The following is a 22129-nucleotide window of genomic DNA, read 5'->3' on the forward strand; positions in this document are numbered from 1 at the left end:
TTGTTGCTGTGCGGTTAGGCGTGCTCGACGTGGGTAGCAACACGGTCCACCTGTTGGTGGTCGATGCCCACCGCGGCGGGCACCCGACGCCGATGAGTTCGACGAAGGCCACGCTGCGGCTCTCCGAGTCGATCGACAGCTCCGGGAAGATCACCAAGCGCGGCGCCGACAAGTTGGTTTCGACGATCAACGAGTTCGCCAAGATCGCGGACAGCTCCGGCTGCAAGGAGCTGATGGCCTTCGCCACCTCGGCGGTCCGCGACGCCGAGAATTCCGACGATGTGTTGTCCCGGGTGCGAAAAGAAGCCGGCGTCGAGCTGCAGGTGCTGACCGGGGTCGACGAGTCGCGGCTGACCTTCCTCGCGGTGCGCCGGTGGTACGGGTGGAGCGCCGGGCGGATCATCAACCTCGACATCGGCGGCGGATCGCTGGAACTGTCCAGCGGCGTCGACGAGGAGCCCGACATCGCGTTGTCGTTGCCGCTGGGCGCGGGGCGATTGACCCGCGAATGGCTGCCCGACGACCCGCCCGGGCGGCGACGGGTGGGGATGCTGCGCGACTGGCTGGACGCCGAGCTGGCGGAATCGGCCGTGGCGGTGCTCGAAGCCGGCGCTCCCGACCTCGCGGTCGCCACGTCGAAGACGTTCCGTTCGCTGGCCCGCCTCACCGGGGCCGCTCCCTCTGCGGCGGGACCGCGGGCCAAGAGGACGCTGACCGAAAACGGCCTCAGGCAACTCATAGCTTTCATCTCTAGGATGACCACCGCTGACCGGGCCGAACTGGAAGGAGTGAGCGCCGAGCGGGCGCCGCAGATCGTGGCGGGTGCGCTGGTAGCCGAGGCAAGTATGCGAGCGCTGTCGATCGAAGCCGTGGATATCTGCCCGTGGGCATTACGGGAAGGTCTCATCTTGCGCAAACTCGACAGCGAAGCTGATGGAACTGCGCTCTTCGGGAATTCGGTGCGCGATGCTGGAGGTCAGAAAGCTGATCGGAACGCGAACCGATCGAGAGGCGACAAATCATGACCGGACCACACTCCGAGACCGAGAGCCCCGGCACCCGGCCGATCTCGGTGGCCGAATTGCTGGCCAGGAATGGAACGATCGGCGCCCCGGCGGTCACCCGGCGGCGCCGCCGCCGGCGCGGCGACAGCGACGCGGTCACGGTCGCCGAGCTCACCGGTGAGATTCCGGTCATCCGCGACGACGACGACCACGACATCACCGACGAGGCGGCGCCCGGGGCGGTCCAGGTCGCCGAGCCGGCCCCCGAGCAGCCCGCTGCGGACCGGCCCACGTCGGCGTACTGGGCCGAACCCGAGCCGCGCTGGCCCACGTCGCCGCCCCAACCCTCACGTTTATCCGGCCCGGAGCGCAGCGCCTACCCGCGGCCCCTGCCGCACGCCGATGCCCCCGTCGACGCCGCCCAGTCCGGCGCCGAGGACATGAGCCCGGACCCGCTGGACCATTACGCCGACGCCCCGGTGGACGTGACGGACTCCGAGGTGCGCGAAGCCGAACCCGCGTCCGAGGATTCCGCGTTCGTGCGCTCCTTCCTGCACTCGGATTCCACCCTGTTCGGCGGGCAGACGCTCGCCGACGAGGTGGCCCGGCGGCGCGGCGCGGAGCCGGGCGCGCAGGAAGAGCGCGACGACGACCGCCGCGGCATCGCAGCCCAGCGCGCGGGTGAGGTGCCGCACGAGGCGCCCGGCCGGCTCGGGGCGCTGTGGCGCGGCTGCCTGACCGTGTTCCAGTCGATCCTGGCGGTCGCGTTCGGGGCCGGGCTGTTCGTCGCGTTCGACGAGCTGTGGCGCTGGAACAGCATCGTGGCATTGGTGCTCTCGGTGCTGGTCATCCTCGGCCTGGTGGTGGGGGTGCGCGTGGTGCGCAAAACCGAGGACATCGCCAGCACGTTGATCGCCGTCGCGGTGGGGGCGCTGATCACCCTGGGGCCGCTGGTCCTGTCGCTACAGTCGGGCTAGCCGGATCCACTCAAGAACCCACCCAGACCATTGCGCCCAGCAATCAAAGTCGGCCTGTCGACGGCCTCGGTGTACCCGTTGCGGGCCGAGGCCGCGTTCGAGTACGCCGACCGGCTCGGTTACGACGGCGTCGAGCTGATGGTGTGGAGCGAGTCGGTCAGCCAGGACATCGGCGCCGTCAAGAAGCTGTCCCGGCGCTATCGCGTCCCGGTGCTGTCCGTGCACGCGCCCTGCCTGCTGATCTCGCAGCGGGTGTGGGGCGCCAACCCGATTCTCAAGCTGGACCGCAGCGTGCGGGCCGCCGAACAGCTCGACGCGCAGACCGTCGTGGTGCATCCGCCGTTTCGCTGGCAACGGCGCTACGCGGAGGGGTTCAGCGACCAGGTCGCCGCCTTGGAGGCATCCAGCGACGTGAAGGTCGCCGTGGAGAACATGTTCCCCTTCCGGGCGGACCGGTTCTTCGGGGCCGGGCAGTCACTGGAACGGATGCGCAGGCGCGGCGGCGGACCGGGCCCGGCGATCTCGGCGTTCGCGCCGTCCTACGACCCGCTGGACGGCAACCACGCGAACTACACGCTGGATCTGTCCCACACGGCTACCGCGGGCTCCGACTCCCTGGACATGGCCGAGCGGATGGGCGAGGGCCTGACCCACCTGCACCTGTGTGACGGCAGCGGCCTGCCCGCCGACGAGCACCTGGTGCCCGGGCGCGGCACCCAGCCCACCGCCGAGGTGTGCCAGATGCTGGCCGGTAGCCGCTTCTCCGGCCACGTGATCTTGGAGGTGTCCACGTCGAGCGCGCGCAGTGCCAGCGAGCGCGAAAGCATGCTCGCCGAATCGTTGCAGTTCGCGCGCACGCACCTGCTGCGCTGAGCTGCCCGCAAAACCCAGGAAGAACTCGGGAGAACCTTGAACGCGTTATTCACCACCGCAATGACCTTGCGGAAGGTCAGCCCCGGCGTCTTCGAGGGGGAGCTGGACAAGCACTGGACCATCGGACCGAAGGTGCACGGCGGCGCGATGCTGGCGCTGTGCGCCAACGCCGCCCGCACCGCGTGCGGTGGGCAGCCGGCGGGACCCGAGCCGGTTGCCGTGTCGGCGAGCTTCCTGTCGGCGCCGGACCCGGGGCCCATGCAGCTGCTGACCTCTTTCCGCAAGCGCGGCCGCCGGATCAGCGTCGTCGACGTCGAGCTCATGCAGGGTGAGCGCACCGCGGTGCACGCCGTCGTCAACCTCGGGCAGCCGGAGCACTTTCCGCCCGGCGCCGCCACCGCACCGCTGTTGTCGGCGAACCCGGTGCTGGATCTGATGGCGCCCGAACCGCCCGACGACGTCGAACCCATCGGGCCCGGCCACCCGCTGGCCGGGCTGGTGCATCTGGGCGAGGGATGCGACGTGCGGCCGCTGTTGTCGACGATGCGGCCCAGCAACGGGCACCCGCCGATGATCCAGATGTGGGCACGCCCCCGTGGCGCGGCTCCCGACGCGCTGTTCGCGCTCATGTGTGGCGATCTGTCGGCGCCGGTGACCTTCGCCGTGGACCGCACCGGCTGGGCGCCCACCATCCAGCTGACGGCCTTCCTGCGCGCCCTGCCCGCCGACGGCTGGCTGCGGATCATCGCGACCTGCATGGAGATCGGGCACGACTGGTTCGACGAGGACCACATCGTCGTCGATCGCCTCGGCCGCCTGGTGGTGCAGGCACGGCAGCTGGCGATGGTGCCCGCCGCCCGCTAGCCAACGGGCGGTGTCTGGAATGCTTTCCGCCATGGCAAGAATCGCGATCATCGGCGGCGGCAGCATCGGCGAGGCGTTGCTGTCGGGCCTGCTGCGCGCGGGCCGGCAGGTCAAAGACCTGGTGGTGGCCGAACGGATGTCCGAACGCGCCGAGTACCTGGCCGACACCTATTCGGTGCGCGTGGCCTCGGTGAGCGACGCGGTGGACAACGCGACCTTCGTCGTCGTGGCGGTGAAGCCGGCCGACGTCGACACCGTGATGGGGGAACTGGCCCGTGCGGCCGCCGAAGCCGAGACCGACAGCGCCGAGCAGGTTTTCGTCACCGTAGCGGCGGGCATCACGATCGGCTACTTCGAATCCAAGCTGCCGGCCGGAACGCCGGTGGTCCGGGCGATGCCGAACGCCGCGGCGTTGGTGGGCGCGGGGGTGACCGCGCTGGCCAAGGGCCGCTTCGTGACCGAACCACAGCTGGAAGAAGTCTCGGCCCTGTTCGACTCCGTCGGCGGCGTGCTGACCGTCCCGGAGTCCCAGATGGACGCCGTGACCGCGCTGTCGGGTTCCGGCCCGGCCTATTTCTTCTTGATGGTCGAGGCCCTGGTGGACGCGGGCGTGGCGGCGGGCCTGAGCCGCTCGGTCGCCACCGACCTGACGGCGCAGACGATGGCCGGCTCGGCGGCGATGCTGCTCGAGCGCATGGATTCCGATCGATCGGCCGAGGGGGAGGCGCTGGGGACCCGAGCGGACGCCACGGCGGCGCAGCTGCGCGCGACGGTCACGTCGCCCGGGGGCACCACCGCCGCTGCGCTGCGCGAACTGGAACGAGGGGGGTTGCGGGTGGCCGTCGACGCGGCCGTGCAGGCCGCAAAAAGGCGGTCTGAGCAGCTAAGAATTACATCGGAATAATTCACGATTTCCGGATTGATTATCCCTCACCAGTACCATTAACCCCACTAGTCCCGCTATTCTCCTCTTTGTATGCACGTGTGGGTGCCGGCGGAGGGGAAGCCGCTGGCATTGCGCGGGCCTGACACGATTGGGTTGCGATGACGTCTACGAACGGGCCATCGGCACGAGATTCCGCTGGTAAAGGGCGGGACTCCGGTTCCGGCGATGGCCAGCAGGCCAGGACACAATTTTTGACCGTCGCGGAGGTGGCGGCACTGATGCGCGTCTCCAAGATGACGGTGTACCGGCTGGTGCACAACGGCGAGCTGCCGGCGGTTCGGGTTGGGCGATCCTTCCGGGTGCACGCCAAGGCCGTCCACGACATGCTGGAGACGTCGTACTTCGACGCGGGCTGACCCACCGCCCTGCGCCGCCGGTTTGGTGTTCTGAGCTGACTGCCGGGTAAAGTATCCGGGTCAGGTAGGAGCAGGTCACCGGTCAGATAGCGGAGTTCATGGGTTCAGTAATCAAGAAGCGGCGCAAGCGCATGTCGAAGAAGAAGCACCGCAAGCTGCTGCGTCGCACCAGGGTGCAGCGCAGAAAACTTGGCAAGTAAGCCCAAGTAAGCCCAGCCGATCGTCGCGTCGCCGTAACGCCGCCGTCTCTCCCGCCCGTTAGGCTGTTTGGGTGGATCAGTCGAGTGGGGAAGGTGCCGGCACTTCCGGCACCGTGCACTACCCCAAAGTTGTGCTCGTCACCGGCGCGTGCCGGTTTCTGGGCGGCTACCTGACTGCCCGGCTCGCGCAGAACCCCTTGATCAAGGGGGTCATCGCGGTGGACGCGATCGCCCCTAGCAAGGACATGCTGCGCCGCATGGGCCGCGCCGAGTTCGTCCGCGCAGACATTCGTAATCCCTTCATTGCCAAGGTGATTCGCAACGGCGAAGTCGACACGGTGGTGCACGCCGCGGCGGCGTCGTACGCGCCGCGATCCGGTGGCAGCGCGGCGCTGAAGGAAATCAACGTGATGGGCGCGATGCAACTTTTCGCGGCCTGTCAGAAGGCGCCCTCGGTGCGCCGCGTCATCCTCAAGTCGACCTCCGAGGTGTACGGGTCGAGCGCGCACGATCCGGTCATGTTCACCGAGGACAGCAGCAGCCGCCGGCCCTTCCGGGACGGATTCGCGAAGGACAGCCTCGACATCGAGGGTTACGTGCGCGGGCTGGGGCGGCGGCGCCCCGATATCGCGGTGACGATTCTGCGGCTGGCCAACATGATCGGCCCGGCGATGGACACGTCGCTGTCGCGATATCTGGCCGGGCCGTTGGTCCCGACCATGTTCGGCCGCGACGCGCGATTGCAGCTGCTGCACGAGCAGGACGCGCTGGGCGCCCTGGAGCGCGCGGCGATGGCGGGCAAGGCCGGCACGTTCAACATCGGCGCCGACGGCATCATCATGCTGTCGCAGGCGATCCGGCGGGCGGGCCGAATCCCCGTGCCGGTGCCCGGTTTTGGCGTGTGGGCGCTGGATTCGCTGAGACGGGCTAACCGATATACCGAGATCACTCGCGATCAGTTCGAGTATTTGAGTTACGGCCGCGTCATGGACACCACGAGGATGCGGACGGAGCTCGGCTACCAGCCGAAATGGACGACGGCCGGGGCGTTCGACGACTACGTCCGCGGCCGTGGCCTGACTCCCATAATCGCCCCTGATCGGGTACGCTCCCTGGAGGGTCGCGCCATAGCGTTAGCGCAGCGCTGGGGAAGCCGAAATGCAATTCCATGGGGTGGGGGCAGGTAGGTATCGTGGCTGGCGAAACCAGAGCGAACGTCATTCCACTGCATACGAATCGGGGTCGGGTAGCAGCGCGCCGTAGAGCCGATCAGCGGGCTGAGTCGTCCCGTCAACATCCCTCCTTGCTCTCGGATCCGCACGGTCGCGCGTCGGCCGAACAGATCGCCGCGGTCGTTCGCGAAATCGACGAACACCGCCGCGCCGCCGGCGCCACGTCCACGGCCGAGGCGCCGCTCAACGACCTCGCGCAGAAGGTCGCCGCGGTCGCGGGCTTCCTGCGGCAGCGGTTCATGGGCGACTACACCGTCGACGAGTTCGGCTTCGATCCGCACTTCAACAGCGCGATCGTTCGGCCTTTGCTGCGCTTCTTCTTCCGGTCGTGGTTCCGGGTCGAGGTCAGTGGCATCGAGAACCTGCCGAGCGACGGCGCCGCGTTGGTGGTGGCCAATCACGCCGGGGTGTTGCCGTTCGACGGGCTGATGCTGTCGGTGGCGGTGCACGACGAGCACCCCGCGCAGCGCGACCTGCGGCTGCTGGCCGCCGATATGGTGTTCGACCTGCCCGTGGTCGGCGAAGCCGCCCGCAAGGCGGGCCACACCATGGCCTGCGCGACGGACGCGCATCGCCTGCTGGCGGCCGGCGAGCTCACCGCGGTGTTCCCCGAGGGCTACAAGGGGCTGGGCAAGCGCTTCGAGGACCGCTACCGGTTGCAGCGATTCGGGCGCGGCGGCTTCGTGACGGCGGCGCTGCGCACCAAGGCCCCGATCGTCCCGTGCTCGATCGTCGGCTCCGAAGAGATCTACCCGATGCTCACCGACGTCAAGCTGCTGGCGCGGCTGTTCGGGTTGCCGTACTTCCCGGTCACCCCGTTGTTCCCGCTGGCCGGGCCCGCGGGTCTGGTGCCGCTGCCGTCGAAGTGGCGCATCGCGTTCGGTGAGCCGATCTACACGAACGACTACGCCGCGTCCGACGCCGAGGACCCGATGGTCACCTTCGAGTTGACCGATCAGGTGCGCGAAACGATCCAGCAGACGCTGTACCGCCTGCTGGCCGGCCGCCGCAACATCTTCTTCGGCTGAGCTTTTCGCTACTTGACCATGGTGAACTGGCACACGTTCGTGTAGCCGTCGCGGAACAGGTCCGAGCAGCCCCGCAGGTAGTGCAGGTAGATGTCGTAGGTCTCCTGACCCTTGAGCGCGATCGCCTCGTCCTTGTGGGCCTCGAGAGCGTCCGCCCAGGCCGTCAGCGTCGGAACGTAGTTCTTGCCGATGAAGTGATGGCGCTCGATCGTGAAACCGGCCTCGGTGGAGTACCGGTCGACCTGCTCGACCTGGGGCAACCTACCGCCCGGGTAGATCTCCCGCAGGATGAAACTGATGAACCGCAGCAGGCTCATCGTGGTCTTCAGGCCCATCGCCTTGCCCTCCTCGGCGGTGGGCACCACGATGCTGTGCAGCAGCATCCGGCCGTCGTCGGGCAGCAAGTTGTAGAACTTCTTGAAGAAGACGCCATAACGCTCGTATCCGGCGTCGCCGGCTCCGTCGGCGAAGTGCTCGAACGCGCCCAGCGACACGATGCGGTCGATCGGCTCGTCGTCGGGGAATTCCTCCCAGCCCTGGATCCGCACCTCTTTGCGGCGGGGGCTGTCCATTTTGTCGAACTCGGCCACACAGTGGGCGTGCTGGTTCTCGCTCAGCGTCAGGCCGATGACGTTCACGTCGTATTCCGCGACGGCGTGGCGCATGGTCGAGCCCCAGCCGGAGCCGATGTCGAGCAGCGTCATGCCGGGCTCGAGGTTGAGCTTGTCGAGGGCGAGCTTGCGCTTGGCGTACTGGGCTTCTTCCAGCGTCTTGGTCAGATTCTGCGGATCCGGATTCTCGTCGAAGTAACCGCAGCTGTACGTCATCGACGGGTCGAGCCACAGCTTGAAAAACTCGTTCGATTTGTCGTAATGGGATCGGACTGCCTCGACCGGCGGCTTCAGCTGGGTTCCACCGGATTTATCCTGTGACATTGGAATCGCCCCTACTTTCCGGCTGATATGGATGCGACTGCGGCGACGGTTGCTTCAGCGCCAGCGTCCTGATTTGCGGCCTCCCCCAGCATCGTAACGACGCTCGTGACAACCGGGTTACCCTCGGCGTCTGTGACTTCGCTGCGGATCTCAACGACCACGGCGCCGTGGGATTCGATCACCGAGTCTAAATAGGTGTCGAAGTAGAGCTTATCGTGCGCCAGGATCGGGCGGTGAAACTGAAATTTCTGGTCGCGGTGCATGACCCGGGCAATGTTGATCGGGATGTCGAACTTGGTGAAAATCTCCAACTGCACGCGTCGGCCCGCGATGGCCAGGAAGGTCAGCGGCGCCACGAGTGCGGGATACCCCGCGGCGGCGGCGTCGGCCTCGCTGTAGTGCATCGGGTGATCGTCTTTGAGCGCCTGCGCGAACTCCCGGATCTTCTCGCGCCCGACCTGAAAATAGTCCGGTGCCCGGTAGTGGCTGCCGATGAGGTCTTGGGCCGATTCTGGGATGGTCATGACGCTTGCTCCCCGCTCGATTACGTCTCAGCGGCGCAGCCTATCAGCGCGATTGACGCCTCGACGCCAGTGCCGCCAGGGCGCCGCCCGCCGCGCCCAGGGCCAACGCCGACGGCACCCCGATCCGGGCGGCCTTGCGGGCGGTGCGAAAGTCGCGGATCTCCCAACCTCGTTCGCGGGCCAGCGCCCGCAGCCGCGCGTCGGGGTTGATGGCGACGGCCGTGCCGACCAGCGACAGCATCGGCACGTCGTTGTAGCTGTCGGAATAGGCGGTGCAGCGCTTGAGGTTGAGGCCCTCGCGGATGGCCAGCGAGCGCACGGCGTGGGCCTTGCCTGGGCCGTGCAGGATCTCGCCGACCAGCCTGCCCGTGAAAACGCCGTCGACCGATTCGGCGACCGTCCCCAGCGCGCCGGTCAGCCCGAGTCGCCGCGCGATCGTCGCCGCGAGCTCGTACGGCGTGGCGGTGATCAGCCACACCTGTTGGCCGGCGTCGAGGTGCATCTGTGTCAGCGCGCGGGTGCCGGCCCAGATCTTGTCGGCGATGATCTCGTCGTAGATCTCCTCGCCCAGCGCCACCAGCTGCTCGACCGAGCGGCCCTCGATGAAGGCGAGCGCCTTGCGCCGTCCGGCGGCGACGTCGTCGCTGTTCTCGGTGCCCAGCAGCTGGAACTTGGCCTGGGCGTAGATGAATCCGAGCACGTCGCGATAGGTGAAGTAGTTGCGGGCGGCCAGCCCGCGCCCGAAGTGCACCGCCGAGGACCCCTGCACCAGGGTGTTGTCCACGTCGAAGAACGCGGCCGCGGTCAGGTCGATCGGCGGCTGGGGGTGACCTTCTTCGGGGGGATTGGCCTGCAGGTCCTCCAGCGCGCGTTCGGCGCTCGCGTTGTCGACCAGCGCGTCCAGGTCGGGGCGGTCCGCGCCGCCCGACTCAGAGGAAGCCGATGAAACCAAGGCCCAACCTCCTCGCTCGCCGTGCCGCCCGGGAATCCGTGGGATGACCGGTATCAACCCTATCCGGCGGATGGCCGGGGCGGGTTGCGCGCCTGAGCCGTCAGGTCAGGACCACATGGCCGAATTCGTTGACATCGCGCCGGTGTAGTTGTCGTGGGCCGTCTCGCCGGCGGCCCGCAATCGAGCCAGGGCCTCGCGCATCATCGCCTCTCCGCGGGCCCAGTGCCGATGCGCCTCGGCGTGGGCCGCCGCGCCGGTTCCCGTCCACGTCGAGTGCAAATTGCCTACCAGCGAATCGATTTCGGCCAGCATGCTTTCGGCGTAGCGCGCAAACTCCGACATCCGTTGCACCGCATCGGCCAACGCCTGCGGATCCACCCGAAACGCCTCAGCCACGGCGCACCCCGCGCAGCGCGTGTGCGGATGCGGCCTCGTTGTCCTGGTAGAGCCCGCCGGCCTGCCCCACCAACCGCGCCAACATCGACAGGCCCACCTCGACCTCGCCGGCGCCGCGGTGCCACAGCTCCCACGCGGAGGCGTAGGCGCTTCCCGACGTGCCGTGCCAGCCGCCCAGCATGTCGCCGACCCGGGCGTTGAGCTCCGCGAACTGGTTCCGCAGCTCCTCGGCGCGACCGGACAGCGCCTCGGCGAAGCCTCGCATCGCCTGCGGGTCGACCTGCACCGCGTCCTCGGCAGCCACAGCCGCAACCTAACCGCCGCGGCGTGGCCCCACAATTCACCCGGTGCCACACTGGTCGCCATGACGCAGGGCCCACGCCGACCGCGGGTGGAGTTGCTGACCCGCGACGGCTGCGCGATCTGCGTGCGGGTGCACGCCCGGCTGGTCGAATTGGCCGACGAGCTGGGCTTCGAGCTGGCCACGACCGACGTCGACGCCGCGGCGGCGGCGGGCGACCCCGGGCTGCGGGCGGAGTTCGGGGATCGGCTCCCGGTGATCCTGCTGGACGGCCGCGAGCACAGCTACTGGGAGGTGGACGAGCCGCGGCTGCGCGCCGACCTCGCCCGGTAGCGGACGCCACTTATTTGGTAGCCCAGCTGATCAACGATTACCGTGGACAGCAGTTCAGTTACTGGGAAAGCAAGGGAGCTGGCCAGGTGATGCTGCCGTGAGCGTCCTGCTCTTCGGGGTTTCGCACCGCAGTGCGCCGGTCTCCGTCCTGGAACAACTCAGCATCGACGAATCCGATCAGGTCAAGATCGTCGATCGGGTGTTGCAGTCGCCGCTGGTGACCGAGGCGATGGTGCTCTCGACGTGCAACCGGGTCGAGGTCTACGCCGTCGTCGACGCGTTCCACGGCGGGTTGGCGGTGGTCGGGCAGGTGCTGTCGGAACACTCCGGAATGTCGATGGGCGACCTGACCAAGTACGCCTACGTGCGCTACAGCGAGGCCGCCGTCGAGCACCTGTTCGCGGTGGCCAGCGGCCTGGATTCCGCGGTGATCGGCGAGCAGCAGGTGCTGGGCCAGGTGCGCCGCGCCTACGGGGCCGCCGAGGCCAACCGCACCGTCGGGCGGGTGCTGCACGAGCTGGCCCAGCGGGCGCTGTCGGTTGGCAAGCGGGTGCACTCCGAAACCGCCATCGATGCCGCCGGCGCCTCGGTGGTGTCGGTCGCCCTGGGCATGGCCGAGCGCAGGCTGGGCGGGCTGGCGGGCAAGGCCGCCGTGGTCATCGGCGCCGGGGCGATGGGCGCGCTGTCCTCGGCGCACCTGATCCGGTCCGGCATCGAGCACGTCGCGGTGGTCAACCGCTCGGCGTCGCGCGCGCAGCGGCTGGCCCGCAAGATCCGCGAATCCGGCGTGCGGGCCGAGGCGCTGACGCTGGACCGGCTGGCCGACGCGCTGTCGGACGCCGACGTCGTGGTGAGCTGCACGGGCGCCGTCAGCCCCGTGGTCTCGCTGGCGGACGTGCACCACGCGCTGGCCGCGGCCCGCCGCGACGAGGCCGCCCACCCGCTGGTCATCTGCGACCTGGGCATGCCGCGCGACGTCGACCCGGCCGTGGCCGGACTGCCCGGGGTTTGGGTCGTCGACGTGGACCGCGTGCAGCGCGAGCCGTCCGCCCACGCGGCGGCCGCCGACGTCGACGCCGCGCGCCACATCGTGGCGGCCGAGGTCGCCACGTACCTGGCGGGGCAGCGGATGGCCGAGGTCACCCCGACGGTGACGGCGCTGCGCCAGCGGGCCGCCGACGTCGTCGAAGCCGAACTGCTGCGCCTCGACAATCGGCTGCCCGGCCTGGAAAGCGCCCACCGCGAGGAGGTGGCGCGCACCGTGCGCCGCGTGGTCGACAAGCTGCTGCACGCACCCACCGTGCGGATCAAGCAGCTCGCCAGCGCCCCGGGCGGCGACAGTTACGCCGAGGCGCTGCGCGAACTGTTCGAACTTGACCAGACCGCCGTCGATGCCGTCGCCGCTGGTGAATTGCCGGTCGCACCAAGTGGATTCGACGCCGCCACGCCTCAACAAGCCGGCGAGTAGGCCATTGCCGCACGTGATCCGGATAGGCACCCGGGGCAGCCTATTGGCCACCACCCAGGCCGGTGTCGTCAGAGACGCCTTGATCGCCAACGGCCATCCGGCCGAACTGGTGATCATCAGCACGGCCGGCGACCGGTCGTCGGCGCCCATTCAGAGCCTGGGCGTGGGCGCCTTCACCACCGCGTTGCGAGAGGCCATCGACGATGGCCGCGTCGACGCCGCGGTGCACTCGCACAAGGATTTGCCCACGGCCGACGACCCGAGGTTCACCATCGCCGCGATACCGCCGCGCAACGACCCCCGCGACGCGCTGGTCGCACGGGACGGGCTGGTGCTCGGGGAGTTGCCGGCGGGTTCGCTGGTGGGCACGTCTTCGCCGCGAAGGGCGGCACAGCTTAGAGCATTGGGTCTCGGTTTGGAAATCCGCCCCCTACGAGGCAACCTAGATACCAGGTTGAACAGGGTAAGCAGTGGTGATCTTGACGCGATCGTGGTGGCCCGCGCCGGTCTCGCCCGGCTGGGCCGCCTCGACGATGTCACCGAGACGCTAGAGCCGGTGCAGATGTTGCCAGCACCTGCTCAGGGCGCGCTCGCCGTCGAGTGTCGCGCCGGTGCCGAGTTGGTGGCGGTGCTGGCGGAGTTGGACGACGCCGACACGCGAGCGGCGGTCACCGCGGAGCGAGCCCTGCTGGCCGAACTGGAGGCCGGTTGCTCGGCACCGGTGGGCGCGATCGCCGAGGTGGTCGAGTCCATCGATGAGGAGGGCCGGGTCTTCGAAGAGCTGTCGCTGCGCGGCTGCGTGGCGGCGCTGGACGGGTCCGACGTGATCCGCGCGTCCGGCATCGGCACTCCCGGTCGGGCCCGGGAGCTGGGGCTCTCGGTCGCCGCCGAGCTGCTCGAGCTGGGGGCCGGAGAGCTGATCGGGGGAGCGCGGCAAGACCCCGCGCGAGGAAACTGAAGAGAATCACTTGGGAGCGACAATGACGACGCGAGGGCGTAAGCCGAGACCGGGCCACATCACGTTCGTGGGCTCGGGCCCCGGCGACCCGGGACTGTTGACGACGCGGGCGGCCACGGTGCTGGCCAACGCCGCCCTGGTATTCACCGACCCCGACGTGCCCGAACCCGTGCTCGCGCTCATCGGTAAGGACCTGCCGCCGGTCTCCGGCCCGGCGCCGGCCGGCCCGGACGGCAACGCCGTCGGCGATGGCCCAGGGGCCGGGGAAGATCGGGCCCAGGCCGCACCGGCGGTGATCACCGAGGGCCCGGACGTCCGCCCGGCGCTGGGCGAGCCCGCCGAGGTCGCCAAAACGCTTGTCGCCGAGGCCCGTTCGGGGGCCGACGTGGTGCGGCTGGTGGCCGGCGACCCGCTGACGCTGGACGCCGTCATCACCGAGGTGAACGCCGTCGCGCGCAGCCACCTGCACATCGAGATCGTGCCCGGGCTGGCCGCCACCAGCGCCGTCCCGACCTACGCGGGGCTGCCGCTGGGCTCGTCGCACACGGTCGCCGACGTCCGCGGCGACGTGGACTTCGACGCCCTCGCGGCTGCCCCCGGCCCGCTGATCCTGCAGGCCACCGCCTCGCACCTGGCCGACGCGGCCCGCGCCCTGATCGAGCACGAGCTGGCCGAGACCACCCCCTGCGTGGTGACCGCGCAGGGCACCACCTGCCAGCAGCGCTCGGTCGAGACCACGCTGCAGGGCCTGACCGATTCGGCCATCCTGGGCGGCAACGACCCGGCCGGCCCCATGACCGGGCCGCTGGTGGTGACCATCGGCAAGACGGTCGCCAGCCGGGCGAAGCTGAACTGGTGGGAGAGCCGCGCGCTCTATGGCTGGACCGTGTTGGTGCCGCGCACCAAGGACCAGGCCGGCGAGATGAGCGAGCGGCTGACGTCGTACGGCGCGCTGCCGATCGAGGTGCCGACCATCGCCGTCGAGCCCCCGCGCAGCCCCGCCCAGATGGAGCGGGCGGTCAAGGGCCTGGTCGACGGCCGCTTCCAGTGGGTGGTGTTCACCTCCACCAACGCGGTGCGCGCCGTGTGGGAGAAGTTCGGCGAGTTCGGCCTGGACGCCCGCGCGTTCTCCGGGGTGAAGATCGCCTGCGTCGGCGAGTCGACGGCCGACCGGGTCCGTGCCTTCGGGATCAGCCCCGAGCTGGTGCCGGCCGGCGAGCAGTCCTCGCTCGGTCTGCTCGACGACTTCCCGCCCTACGACAGCATTTTCGATCCGGTCAACCGGGTCCTGCTGCCGCGGGCCGACATCGCCACCGAGACGCTGGCCGAGGGGCTGCGCGAGCGCGGCTGGGAGATCGAGGACGTCACCGCCTACCGGACCGTGCGCGCCGCGCCACCGCCGGCGACCACCCGCGAGATGATCAAGACGGGCGGCTTCGACGCCGTGTGCTTCACCTCCAGCTCGACCGTGCGCAACCTGGTCGGCATCGCCGGTAAGCCGCACGCGCGGACGATCATCGCCTGCATCGGCCCCAAGACCGCCGAGACCGCCGCGGAATTCGGGCTGCGGGTGGACGTGCAACCGGATACCGCCGCCGTCGGCCCGCTGGTCGACGCCTTGGCCGAGCACGCCGCGCGGCTGCGCGCCGAGGGTGCGCTGCCGCCGCCGCGTAAGAAGAGCCGCAGGCGCTAGTGGGTGCCGGACCCGCGAGCGCGCGTGTTTGCACACCGACACGCCGTCGGGGCTGGCATTCTGCGCGCGTTCGCGGCGACGGACGCCCGTGAGCGCGTACCCGCGGCAGCGCCCGCGCCGGCTCCGCTCCACCCCCGCGCTGCGTCGTCTGGTGACGCAAACATCTTTGGAGCCAAGGCATTTGGTGTTGCCGATGTTCGTCGCCGACGGGTTCGACGAACCGCGACCGATCACGTCGATGCCCAACGTCCTTCAGCACAGCCGGGATTCGCTGCGCCGGGCAGCCGAAGAGGCCGTCGCCGCGGGGGTTGGCGGGCTGATGCTGTTCGGCGTGCCCCGCGAGCAGGACAAGGACTCGACCGGCTCGGCCGGCACCGATCCGGACGGCATCCTGAACGTCGCGCTGCGTGACCTGGCCAAGGATCTCGGTGACGCCACCGTGTTGATGGCCGACACCTGCCTGGACGAGTTCACCGATCACGGGCACTGCGGGGTCCTGGACGCCCGCGGCCGGGTGGACAACGACGCCACCCTGGCCCGCTACGTCAAACTGGCTGTGGCACAGGCGGAATCGGGCGCCCACGTGGTCGGACCGAGCGGCATGATGGACGGCCAGGTGGCCGCGATTCGCGACGGCCTGGACGCGGCCGGCTACGCCGACGTGGTGATCCTGGCCTACGCCGCGAAGTTCGCCTCGGCGTTTTACGGCCCCTTCCGCGAGGCGGTGAGCTCGAGCCTGTCCGGGGACCGGCGCACCTACCAGCAGGACCCCGGCAACTTCCGGGAGGCGCTGCGCGAGGTCCGGCTGGACCTGGACGAAGGCGCCGACATCGTGATGGTCAAGCCCGCCCTGGGTTACCTCGATGTACTGGCGGCGGCGGCGGAGGTCTCCCCGGTGCCGGTGGCCGCGTATCAGGTGTCGGGGGAGTACGCGATGATCTGCGCTGCGGCCGCGAACGGCTGGATCGACGAGCGCGCCGCCGCGCTGGAGTCGTTGACGAGCATCCGGCGCGCCGGGGCCGATATCGTGCTCACCTACTGGGCCGCGGATGCGGCAAGCTGGCTGTCGTGACCGCCGAACCGAAGCCGTTGTTCTACGAGCCCGGCGCCAGCTGGTGGTGGGTGGCACTGGGCCCGGCGTCGGCGGTGGCCATGGTCCTGATCGAAATCTGGAGCGGGGCCCCGGTGTCGCTCGTCGTCCCGGCCATCTTCCTGCTGCTCGTGTCGGCGTTTGTGGCACTGCAGGTGCACGCGGCACGGATCCACGTCTCGGTCGAGCTCACCGAGGACGCCCTGCGCCAGGGCACCGAAACCATCCTGGTCCGCGAGATCCTCAAGGTCTATCCCGAGCCCGAGCACCACGAGGCGTCCGGCAAGGAGCTGGCGAAATGGCAGTCGTCGCGGGCGCTCGGCGAACTGGCCGGGGTGCCGCGCCGCCGGATCGGCATCGGCCTCAAGCTCACCGGCGACCGCACCGCCCAGGCCTGGGCACGTCGTCATCGTCACCTGCGGGCGGCGCTGACCCCGCTGGTCCAAGAGCGGGTGGAGCCGGCCCGGTCCGACGTCGCCGACGACGATTTCGAAGACGGGTCGCTCGCGTGATCGCTCGGTACCGGGCGTTCGTGGAGCTCGCCCTGGCCTGTGCCGCGCTGGTGGGTGGGGGCGTCACCTGGGTGCACGCGCGCCACACGGTGAGTGTCGCGCCGATCGCCGACGGGCAGCCGATCACCACGTCGCTGGTGTACAACCCTCAGCTGCTATTGCTGACGCTGGTGCTGGTGACGACCGCCGGAGTGCTCGCGGTGGTCGGAATCGCCCGGCTGTTACGGACCCGGGGCGCCGGGAAGGTTACGCCGTCTTCTTGATCAGCGGCAGCACGAGCTGGCGGCGGCTCACGATGCCTTCGGCCAGGTTGCGGAGCGCCTCGCGCACCGAGAGCGCGACCGGAAGCTCGCCATCGCCCCCCAGCAGCCCCAGCACCGCGGGGCTGGCCACCAGGATCCACTCCACTCCCGCGGCGCGGCAGTCCTCGTCGAGCCGCCGCACGAGCGAAACGCCCGCCGCAGCAAAGTGGCTCACCTCGCTCAGGTCGAGCACCACCGGGTTGCTCCCCAGGGTGAAACGCCAGAGGTATTCGCTGACCCGGTCGACGTTGGCGGCGTTGACGTCGCCGCGGATGGTCACCACGGTCGCCAGGTGACGGCAGTGGGCGCGGATCTGGGCACCGTCGCAGTCGAAAGTGCCGTAACCGTGCCGAGTCGCAACGGCCGTGATTGTCATGAGCGCCCCATTCCGTTCAACCTGTCCCTTAAAGGTGCCCGCCAAATCTAAGGAGACCGAAAGCCGCCTCTAACTCTTTGCTAAGAAGCGAATTTCGGGGAGTTTGGCGCCGGTTCAAGCAACGTCGCAGTGGTTTTATCCGTGTGGCACGCCACGGCCCGTCACGCGATCGCATGCCGTTCGCTGTTAGGCTTCGTGGGCTGCCGGTTGCCAGTCGGGGGGCTTGTGAACGCCCGGTCAGCCGGACCAATCGGATACGAAACGTGAGTCCAGACGGAAAGAGCATCGTGCGCGGCGCAGAGATCAGGGGCGAGGTCAAAGCCCTGACGGGACTCCGCATCGTCGCCGCGGTGTGGGTGGTGCTGTTTCACTTCCGCCCGATGGTGAGCGACGTCTCTCCGGATTTCCGCGACGCCCTCGCGCCGGTGCTCAACTGCGGGGCCCAGGGCGTCGACCTCTTCTTCATCCTCAGTGGATTCGTGCTGACCTGGAACTACCTCGACCGGATGGGCCGCTCGTGGTCGACGCGCGCCACCCTGCACTTCCTGTGGCTGCGGCTGGCCAGGGTGTGGCCGGTGTACCTGGTCACCCTGCACCTGGCAGCGCTGTGGGTGATCTTCACCCTGCACGTCGGTCACGTGCCGTCGCCGGACGCCGGTCAGCTCACCGCGATCAGCTACGTGCGCCAGATCCTGCTGGTGCAACTCTGGTTCGTGCCGTTCTTCGACGACTCCAGCTGGGACGGCCCGGCGTGGTCGATCAGCGCCGAATGGCTGGCCTATCTGCTCTTCGGCCTGCTTGTGCTGGTGATTCTGCGGATGAAGCAGGCGACGAGGGCGCGCAGCCTCATGTTGCTGGCGTTCGCGGCGTCGTTGCCGCCCGTGGTGATGCTGCTGACCAGTGGTCACTTCTACACGCCGTGGAGCTGGCTGCCGCGGATCGTCACGCAGTTCACCGCCGGCGCCCTGGCCTGCGCCGCCGTGCGCAGGCTGCGATTGACCGAGCGCGGCCGCCGCGTCGCGGGGTACACCTCCCTGCTGCTGCTGGCCACCATGGTGGGCGTCCTGTATTGGTTTCACGCGCACCCGATATCCGGAATCGTGGAGAACGACAGCGGCGGGGTGGTCGACGTGCTGTTCGTTCCGCTGGTGATAACCCTGGCCATCGGCGTGGGCAGCCTGCCCAGGGTGCTGTCCACGCGGGCAATGGTTTATGGCGGGCAAATCTCGTTCTGCCTGTACATGGTTCACGAGCTGGTGCACACGTCGTGGGGATGGGCCGTGACCCAGTTCGAGCTCACGCCATGGGAGCAGGACAACCCGTGGAAATGGAACATCATCGGGCTGCTCGCGATCGCCGTCGGGCTGTCGGCCCTGATGTATCACTTCGTCGAAGAGCCCGCCCGCCACTGGATGCGCCGGATGGTTGACGTCCGACCCGCCGGCGAGAAGACCGCGGCCGACGAGCCCGCAGGCACCAAGCTGCACCCGATCGACGGTGGGCTGGAAGCGGTTTCGGCCCGCGCGGTGTGACGTTCGCCTCCCCGCGCGACCGGTGCGGCACCCCGAATCCGTCGAATACCATGGCGGGAGCGGCTAGCCGCGACTTGACGCCAGTTCGCGCCGTTTCCCCGTACGATTCCGTTGATTTGGATGCGGCGCGTGACGATGCAGTTTCCGGGGGGAGGTACCAGTGAGCCGTCTGTCCGCGGTCATCATCGGCCTCGCCCTGGCGCTGGGCCTGGTCTATGGGGTATGCGCGGCCCCGGCGCGGCCGGTGCGAGCGCGGGCCTACGAACCGCTGACCGTGGATTCGCGCCTCAACCACGTCGCCGTCGTCGGCGACTCCTACACCACCGGCACCGACGAGGGCGGCCTCGGGCCGAAATCGTGGACCGCCCTGACCTGGCACGCCCTTGCGCAGCGGGGCGTGCGGATCGCCGCCGACGTGGCGGCCGAGGGCAGGGCGGGCTACGGTGTGCCCGGCGACCACGGCAGCATCTTCGAGGATCTGACCGCCAGGGCCGTCAAGCCCGGCGATGCGCTGGTGGTGTTCTTCGGCTCGCGCAACGACCAGGGCCTGGATCCCGCGCTGATTGGCGAAAAGGCCCGCGACGCCTTCAACTTGGCGCGCAGGTTCGCGCCGTCCGCCAGGTTCCTGGTGATCGGCCCGCCGTGGCCGACCGCCGACGTGCCCGAGTCGATCCTGCAGATTCGCGACGAGCTCAACGGGGCCGCGCGGGCCGCCGGAGCGGCGTTCGTCGATCCGCTCGGCGACCGCTGGTTCGTCGACAGGCCGGACCTGATCGGCCCGGACGGCGTGCACCCCAATGACGCGGGGCATCAGTATCTTGCGGATAGGATCGCACCGCTGATCGGCATGCAGCTGTCTCGGTGATGTCGCGAAGGTAAGCGAAATCCTCGGCCGACCAAGGGTTTAGCGCGCTCAGTCCTCGGCGTGCCGCTCGTAGTCCCACCGCTCCAGGCGCGCCTGCAACTGCATCAGGCCGATGCCGGCGACGGGAGCGGTGGCTGCAATGCAGAACAGCAGCAGCGAAGTCATCTCACAACCTCCAAAACCCTTTCAATCATTAGACGTTCGTCCGCGGGAAGAAGTTCATTGCGGGTCACCCGCCCGCCAGCGCGCGGTCCGCCAGCGCACCCATGACGGGCGCCAGCAGTTGCGCGTACTCGGTCGTCACGTGGTTGTCGTCGCGAAAAACCAGGGCGTTGCCGACGATGACGGGACAGCGGTCGGGGGTGCAGAACAGGTCGGTCAGGTCGGCGTACTGCCCACCGCCGCCGTCGGTCACCGCCCGCTCGGCGCCGATACCGCCGCCGTCGAGCGCGGCCGACCGCGTCGGCGCGCACGCGGTGGCGTCGTCGAGATGCGCCGACAAGCAGGTGGGCACCGATCCGTGTGGGTCCGGGGCCGGCCCCAGGACCAGGACGGTGGCGCCGGTGCTGCGCAGCGTCGCCACGGCGCGGCCCAGCGTGTCGATCCACGCCGGGTCGTAGGACTCGAAGCCGAAATCCGCGCCGTAGCGCCGGCTCATGTCGAGCACCACCAGTCGCGGATGCTCGGCCATCAGCCGGCCCACGATTTCGGCGCGCCACTGTTCGCACTCGGTGTACTCGCGGCCCAGATACGGGCTGCGGATCCGAAGGTCCTGCACGGGACACGTCACCTTGGCCAGCGTCTCCAGCCGCCAGTGGCGCTGCTCGGCGACGCGGCGGAACGCCGGCTCCCACATGGCGGCGTGCGAGTCGCCGACCAGGGCCACCGTCGTCGGCGACGCGGTATCGCCCGTCGCGCACTCGCTTTGACCGACATCGCGCCACGAGCGCACGCAGCCGTTGACGAACACCGGCGCCTTGTCGGCGGGCGCTTGGGCGAGCGGCGGGTCCAGGTTGGACGGGACGGCGCGCAGGCCCGCCGACGCCGCGACCGCGTCGCGCACCTGCGCGAAGGCCTCGCGCACCGTCGCCTCCTGGGGGCTGACGGCGGGGACGTTCACCGGGGCCAGCGCGACGATGTTGGCCTTCGGGGCCGCCACTCCGTGGCCCGCGGGCGCCGGTGTCACCGTCAGCAACAGCACGCACGCGCACGCCGCCGCCGCGCTGGCGGCAGCGGCCGCCGCGAGGCTGGCCCTCACCGATCGGCGCAGTGCGGCCGCGAACCGGCCCGGGTTTTCGACCAGGTGCAAGGTGAGCACCGCGAGGCCGCCGGACACGGCGGTGGCGGTCAGCCTGGCCGGCAGGCCCGCCGGCTCCCCCAGCAGCTGCGGCATGAGCAGCAGCACCGGCCAGTGCCACAGGTACCACGAGTACGACACCCGCCCGATCGCCCGCATCGCCGGCCGGCACAGCACGCGGCCGACGCCCAGGCCGCCGGTCGCGCAGCCGCCGCCGATCACCAGCGCGGTGCCCAGCACCGGCAGCAGCGCCGCGGTGCCGGGGTAGGGGGTGGCGGGGCCCAGCTGGGTGCAGGTGAGCACGATCAGCGCCAGGCCACCCCACCCGACGACCGCCGCGGGCAGCAGGGGCAGCCTGCGCCAGTGCTGAATCGACAGCGCCACCAGGCCGCCGGCCGCCAGCTCCCACGCCCGGGTGGGCAGCGAGAAGAACGCCCAGGCGGGCGACGTGCGGGTCCACACCACGTCTGCCGCCAGCGACGCGGCCGCCACCACCGTCAGGGCGACCGCATACGGTGTCGCCCCCGCCGCGGCGTCGCGGCGCACCCGGCCGATCAGCCACGCCGTTCCGATGATGAGCAGCGGCCACACCAGGTAGAACTGCTCCTCCACGCCCAGCGACCAGTAGTGCTGGAATGGCGACGGGCCGTCGGCGGCCAGGTAGTCGGTGCCCTGCGTGGCGAACCGGTAATTGCCCACATACAGCGCGCTGGCGATGCCGTCCACGAAGACGCTGCGCGCCTGCAGCGGCGGCAGCACGACGGCCGCGACGGCGGCGGTGACGACGCCGACGGTCGCCGCGGCCGGCAGCAGCCGCCGGGCCCGGGCGCCGTAGAAGCGGCCCAGGCGAACGGTATTGGTGGCGGTCGCCTCGCGCCAGAGCAGCCCGGTGATGAGGAAACCGGAGATGACGAAGAAGACGTCCACGCCGATGAAGCCGCCGGTGACGCCCGGTACGCCCGCGTGGTAAAGCACGACCGCGATGACCGCGACCGCGCGCAGGCCCTCGATGTCGGGGCGAAAACCCTTCCGGGAGGTCGGCCGCTCCACTCGACGTGGGCCGCTGGCGATTTCTTCCTCCCGGACTGTCATCTGCGTGGGCTAGGTCGCCATCC

Annotated in this window: 24 protein-coding genes and 1 pseudogene; 18 read left to right on the plus strand and 7 right to left on the minus strand. The window is 69.6% G+C overall.

Annotation, left to right across the window (positions count from 1 at the left end; genetic code table 11):
• The first annotated feature begins 8 nt into the window (after window positions 1–8).
• The 9 genes from A5787_RS11830 to A5787_RS11865 all read left to right on the plus strand — a co-directional run bounded on the left by A5787_RS11830 (window position 9) and on the right by A5787_RS11865 (window position 7480).
• A complete protein-coding gene (locus A5787_RS11830; protein ID WP_066966418.1) occupies window positions 9–1025 on the plus strand; it encodes a Ppx/GppA family phosphatase in 1017 nt (338 codons plus the stop codon).
• On the plus strand, window positions 1022–1981 hold the full coding sequence (locus A5787_RS11835) for a hypothetical protein (RefSeq protein WP_066966421.1): 960 nt from the start codon (window positions 1022–1024) through the stop codon (window positions 1979–1981). The genes A5787_RS11830 and A5787_RS11835 overlap by 4 nt, the downstream gene beginning before the upstream one ends.
• Window positions 1982–2011: 30 nt before the next feature.
• The gene (locus A5787_RS11840) at window positions 2012–2854 is read left to right on the plus strand and encodes a sugar phosphate isomerase/epimerase (RefSeq protein ID WP_066966423.1); all 843 of its coding nucleotides are present in this window, start codon (window positions 2012–2014) and stop codon (window positions 2852–2854) included.
• A gap of 36 nt (window positions 2855–2890) precedes the next feature.
• Window positions 2891–3718, plus strand: coding sequence for a thioesterase family protein (locus tag A5787_RS11845; protein WP_066966426.1), 828 nt, complete (start codon window positions 2891–2893; stop codon window positions 3716–3718).
• A 31-nt stretch (window positions 3719–3749) separates the two neighbouring features.
• Window positions 3750–4622, plus strand: coding sequence for a pyrroline-5-carboxylate reductase (proC, locus tag A5787_RS11850; protein ID WP_197507083.1), 873 nt, complete (start codon window positions 3750–3752; stop codon window positions 4620–4622).
• Between the two features lie 140 nt (window positions 4623–4762).
• Window positions 4763–5020: a cell division/environmental response transcriptional regulator gene (locus A5787_RS11855; RefSeq protein ID WP_066966433.1), complete on the plus strand. Its 258-nt coding sequence runs from the start codon at window positions 4763–4765 to the stop codon at window positions 5018–5020.
• Between the two features lie 98 nt (window positions 5021–5118).
• Window positions 5119–5220 (plus strand): 30S ribosomal protein bS22, encoded by a 102-nt coding sequence (locus tag A5787_RS26650; protein ID WP_003402602.1) that lies wholly within the window; start codon window positions 5119–5121, stop codon window positions 5218–5220.
• A 71-nt stretch (window positions 5221–5291) separates the two neighbouring features.
• Entirely contained in the window at window positions 5292–6407 is a 1116-nt protein-coding gene (locus A5787_RS11860; RefSeq protein ID WP_066966436.1) for an SDR family oxidoreductase, read from the plus strand.
• Entirely contained in the window at window positions 6389–7480 is a 1092-nt protein-coding gene (locus A5787_RS11865; protein WP_156763900.1) for a lysophospholipid acyltransferase family protein, read from the plus strand. Before A5787_RS11860 ends, A5787_RS11865 begins: the two co-directional genes overlap by 19 nt.
• Window positions 7481–7488: 8 nt before the next feature.
• On the opposite strand, the gene cmaA2 is transcribed toward A5787_RS11865, so the two are convergent.
• From cmaA2 to A5787_RS11890, 5 genes are all read right to left on the minus strand, one after another.
• Entirely contained in the window at window positions 7489–8415 is a 927-nt protein-coding gene (cmaA2, locus tag A5787_RS11870) for a cyclopropane mycolic acid synthase CmaA2 (protein ID WP_066966439.1), read from the minus strand.
• Between the two features lie 11 nt (window positions 8416–8426).
• A complete protein-coding gene (locus A5787_RS11875) occupies window positions 8427–8939 on the minus strand; it encodes a MaoC family dehydratase N-terminal domain-containing protein (RefSeq protein WP_066966441.1) in 513 nt (170 codons plus the stop codon).
• Window positions 8940–8982: 43 nt separating this feature from the next.
• Entirely contained in the window at window positions 8983–9843 is an 861-nt protein-coding gene (locus A5787_RS11880) for an HAD family hydrolase (RefSeq protein ID WP_369829109.1), read from the minus strand.
• 153 nt (window positions 9844–9996) lie between these two features.
• Window positions 9997–10287 carry a WXG100 family type VII secretion target gene (locus A5787_RS11885; protein WP_066966446.1) on the minus strand — a complete coding sequence of 97 codons (291 nt, stop codon included), beginning with the start codon at window positions 10285–10287 and terminating at the stop codon, window positions 9997–9999.
• Entirely contained in the window at window positions 10280–10591 is a 312-nt protein-coding gene (locus tag A5787_RS11890; RefSeq protein ID WP_066966449.1) for a WXG100 family type VII secretion target, read from the minus strand. Before A5787_RS11890 ends, A5787_RS11885 begins: the two co-directional genes overlap by 8 nt.
• Window positions 10592–10651: 60 nt before the next feature.
• On the opposite strand from A5787_RS11890, the pseudogene A5787_RS11895 reads away from it, so the two are divergent.
• From A5787_RS11895 to A5787_RS11925, 7 genes and pseudogenes are all read left to right on the plus strand, one after another.
• A pseudogene (locus tag A5787_RS11895) lies at window positions 10652–10964 on the plus strand (glutaredoxin family protein); the annotation flags it as partial.
• A 54-nt stretch (window positions 10965–11018) separates the two neighbouring features.
• Window positions 11019–12389 carry a glutamyl-tRNA reductase gene (locus A5787_RS11900; RefSeq protein WP_066966455.1) on the plus strand — a complete coding sequence of 457 codons (1371 nt, stop codon included), beginning with the start codon at window positions 11019–11021 and terminating at the stop codon, window positions 12387–12389.
• A 13-nt stretch (window positions 12390–12402) separates the two neighbouring features.
• The gene (hemC, locus tag A5787_RS11905; RefSeq protein WP_066966481.1) at window positions 12403–13347 is read left to right on the plus strand and encodes a hydroxymethylbilane synthase; all 945 of its coding nucleotides are present in this window, start codon (window positions 12403–12405) and stop codon (window positions 13345–13347) included.
• Window positions 13348–13369: 22 nt separating this feature from the next.
• Window positions 13370–15040 carry a uroporphyrinogen-III synthase gene (locus A5787_RS11910; protein WP_066966458.1) on the plus strand — a complete coding sequence of 557 codons (1671 nt, stop codon included), beginning with the start codon at window positions 13370–13372 and terminating at the stop codon, window positions 15038–15040.
• Window positions 15041–15128: 88 nt separating this feature from the next.
• Window positions 15129–16112 carry a porphobilinogen synthase gene (gene hemB, locus A5787_RS11915; RefSeq protein WP_082977182.1) on the plus strand — a complete coding sequence of 328 codons (984 nt, stop codon included), beginning with the start codon at window positions 15129–15131 and terminating at the stop codon, window positions 16110–16112.
• Between the two features lie 17 nt (window positions 16113–16129).
• Window positions 16130–16642: a DUF3093 family protein gene (locus A5787_RS11920; protein WP_066966487.1), complete on the plus strand. Its 513-nt coding sequence runs from the start codon at window positions 16130–16132 to the stop codon at window positions 16640–16642.
• A complete protein-coding gene (locus A5787_RS11925) occupies window positions 16639–16905 on the plus strand; it encodes a hypothetical protein (RefSeq protein WP_066966463.1) in 267 nt (88 codons plus the stop codon). Before A5787_RS11920 ends, A5787_RS11925 begins: the two co-directional genes overlap by 4 nt.
• Here the strand turns inward: A5787_RS11925 and A5787_RS11930 are convergent.
• The gene (locus A5787_RS11930) at window positions 16889–17320 is read right to left on the minus strand and encodes an STAS domain-containing protein (protein ID WP_066966466.1); all 432 of its coding nucleotides are present in this window, start codon (window positions 17318–17320) and stop codon (window positions 16889–16891) included. The genes A5787_RS11925 and A5787_RS11930 overlap by 17 nt on opposite strands.
• A gap of 287 nt (window positions 17321–17607) precedes the next feature.
• Here A5787_RS11930 and A5787_RS11935 point away from each other — a divergent pair, with 287 nt between their 5' ends.
• Together A5787_RS11935 and A5787_RS11940 are read left to right on the plus strand one after the other, a co-directional pair.
• The gene (locus tag A5787_RS11935; RefSeq protein ID WP_066966469.1) at window positions 17608–18852 is read left to right on the plus strand and encodes an acyltransferase; all 1245 of its coding nucleotides are present in this window, start codon (window positions 17608–17610) and stop codon (window positions 18850–18852) included.
• Between the two features lie 160 nt (window positions 18853–19012).
• A complete protein-coding gene (locus A5787_RS11940) occupies window positions 19013–19717 on the plus strand; it encodes a GDSL lipase (protein WP_066966472.1) in 705 nt (234 codons plus the stop codon).
• Between the two features lie 229 nt (window positions 19718–19946).
• Here the strand turns inward: A5787_RS11940 and A5787_RS11945 are convergent, their stop codons facing one another.
• Window positions 19947–22064: an acyltransferase family protein gene (locus tag A5787_RS11945; protein WP_197507085.1), complete on the minus strand. Its 2118-nt coding sequence runs from the start codon at window positions 22062–22064 to the stop codon at window positions 19947–19949.
• Window positions 22065–22129: the final 65 nt, after the last annotated feature.

The sequence above is a fragment of the Mycobacterium sp. 852002-50816_SCH5313054-b genome (genome assembly GCF_001667185.1).
Classification (GTDB): Bacteria; Actinomycetota; Actinomycetes; order Mycobacteriales; family Mycobacteriaceae; genus Mycobacterium.